Below are 1,927 nucleotides of genomic sequence, written 5' to 3' on the forward strand. Positions count from 1 at the left end.
CCCCGTCGTCCTCCTCCTGCTGCTGTTCCTCGGCTCCGTCGCTCCCGCCAGGGCAGACGGGGCAGACGGGGCCGGCTGGACCGCCGAGCCCGCCGCCGGGGGCGCCACCGCGGCCCGTGGCGGGGCGCGGTCGTACTTCTACCTGCAGGGCGGCCCGGGCAGCGTCCTGGAGGACCGGCTGGCCCTGACCAACCCCACCGACCAGGAGCACACGCTCACCCTGCGCGGGGCCGACGCCTACAACGCCGCCGACGGGGCCTTCGCCGTACGGCCGCCCGGGCGGTCCACCGGGGCGGGGGCCTGGGTCAGCTTCGGTGGCGCCGGCACCGTGAAGGTGCCGCCGCGCACGCGGGCGGTGGTGCCGTTCACCGTCACCGTGCCGCCCGGCGCCGCCCCCGGGGACCACCCGGTGGCCGTCGTCGCCGCCGAGGGCGGCCACGAGGCCGGGGTACGGGTGCACCTGAGGGTCAGCGGGCCGCAGGTGGCCGCGCTGACGGTGGAGGACGTACGGGTACGGGGCCGGGGCCCGGCCACCGAGGTCGCCTACGCGCTGGTCAACCGGGGCAACGTGGCGCTGGCTCCCGAGGTCGGGATCACCGCCGAGGGCGTCCTCGGGGGCCTGACCGGGCGCCGGGCGCGTCCGGTCTCCGTCGAGCTGCTGCCCGGGCAGCGGGTCGAGCTGACCGAGCCGTGGCCCGGGGCGCCGGTGGTCGGCCGTGCGGCGGTGACCGTCTCGGTCACCGCCGCCGGAGCCGCCCCGGCCGCGGGCCGGGCCACGGCCTGGTTCCTGCCGTGGGGCCCGGCCGGCACCACCGGCGCCGTCCTGCTCGCGCTCGGCACCCTGGCCCTGGCCGCACGCCGCCTGCTCCGCCGCGGCCCCCGCCGTGCGGCCGGCCCGGGGACCCGGCAGGACGGCCGGCGCGGGCCGGGGTCCGGCGCAGCGCCCTCCGTGACGGACCACGAGTTGACGGGAGCCGCCAGGTGATCGGCAAGGTCCTCAGGGCGTACGCCGCCCTGTGCACGCTCGCGCTGGCCCTGGTCGCGCCGGCCCTGCTCCTGGCGGCCCCGGCGCAACCCGCCGCGGCCGCGGAGGCCGAGCCGGCCGTGACGCTGTCCGCCCAGGAGGTCGCCAAGGGCGGCCGGACCGCGGTCACCGGGACCGGCTGGCCGGCCGGGACCCTGGTGATGCTGCTGGTCTGCGGACAGAACATGATCGGCGGCACCAACAGCTGCGCCAACGCCGACGGGGTGGCGGTCTCGGTGGACGGCGGCGGCAGGTTCACCGCCGAGCTGCCCGTCCCCGCGCCGCCCCGGCCCTGCCCGTGCGTGGTGAACGTGACCTCGGTCAACGGCGACCAGTCGACCGTCGCGGTGCCGCTGAGGATCACCGACCACGAGGTGGCCGAGCTGCCCGCCGAGTCCGGCACCGGCCGGCTCGCGCTGCTCACCTCGGTCGAGCTGAAGGGCGAGGACGGGGTGCTCACCTGGTTCGGGGCCCCGCCCAGCCGGAGGTTCACGGTGACGGTCGGCAACCTCGGCGCGGCCCCGGTCAAGGACCCGGTCTTCCAGATCGGCACCGCCCACGGGGTGTTCGCCCCCCTGTGGGAGGAGGCGCAGTGGAAGGGCACCGTCCCGCCCGGCCGGAAGGCCCGGATCCAGCTCGACGTGACGCTGGCCGCGGGTGCGTACGGGGACTACACGGTCTCCCTGAAGTACGGCGACAAGGTGCTGGCCACCCAGCCCTGGGGGGTGGGCCGCCCGTACGGGGTGCTGCTGTTCTGGTGCCTGCTGTGCGTGGTGGTGCCCGCGGCCGTGTTCCGGGTCGGCATGGCCGTCGTGGACAAGGTCCGCCCGCGCACCCCCGGGGTCCTCGCCGCCGGTTCCGGCGGGCGCCGCCGCCGGGCGGCGCCCCCGCCGGCGCCCGCCC

General features: G+C 78.3%; 2 protein-coding genes. Both read left to right on the forward strand.

The window, feature by feature from the left end; translation table 11 throughout:
* Window positions 1-985: hypothetical protein (locus tag EF918_RS37525; protein WP_185922086.1), on the forward strand; the 985-nt coding region annotated here is incomplete at its 5' end.
* On the forward strand, window positions 982-1,927 hold a 946-nt coding region (locus EF918_RS35320; protein WP_260610998.1), incomplete at its 3' end, for a hypothetical protein. The genes EF918_RS37525 and EF918_RS35320, both read left to right, overlap by 4 nt.

It is taken from the genome of Streptomyces sp. WAC06614 (genome assembly GCF_003949795.1).
GTDB lineage: Bacteria > Actinomycetota > Actinomycetes > Streptomycetales > Streptomycetaceae > Streptomyces.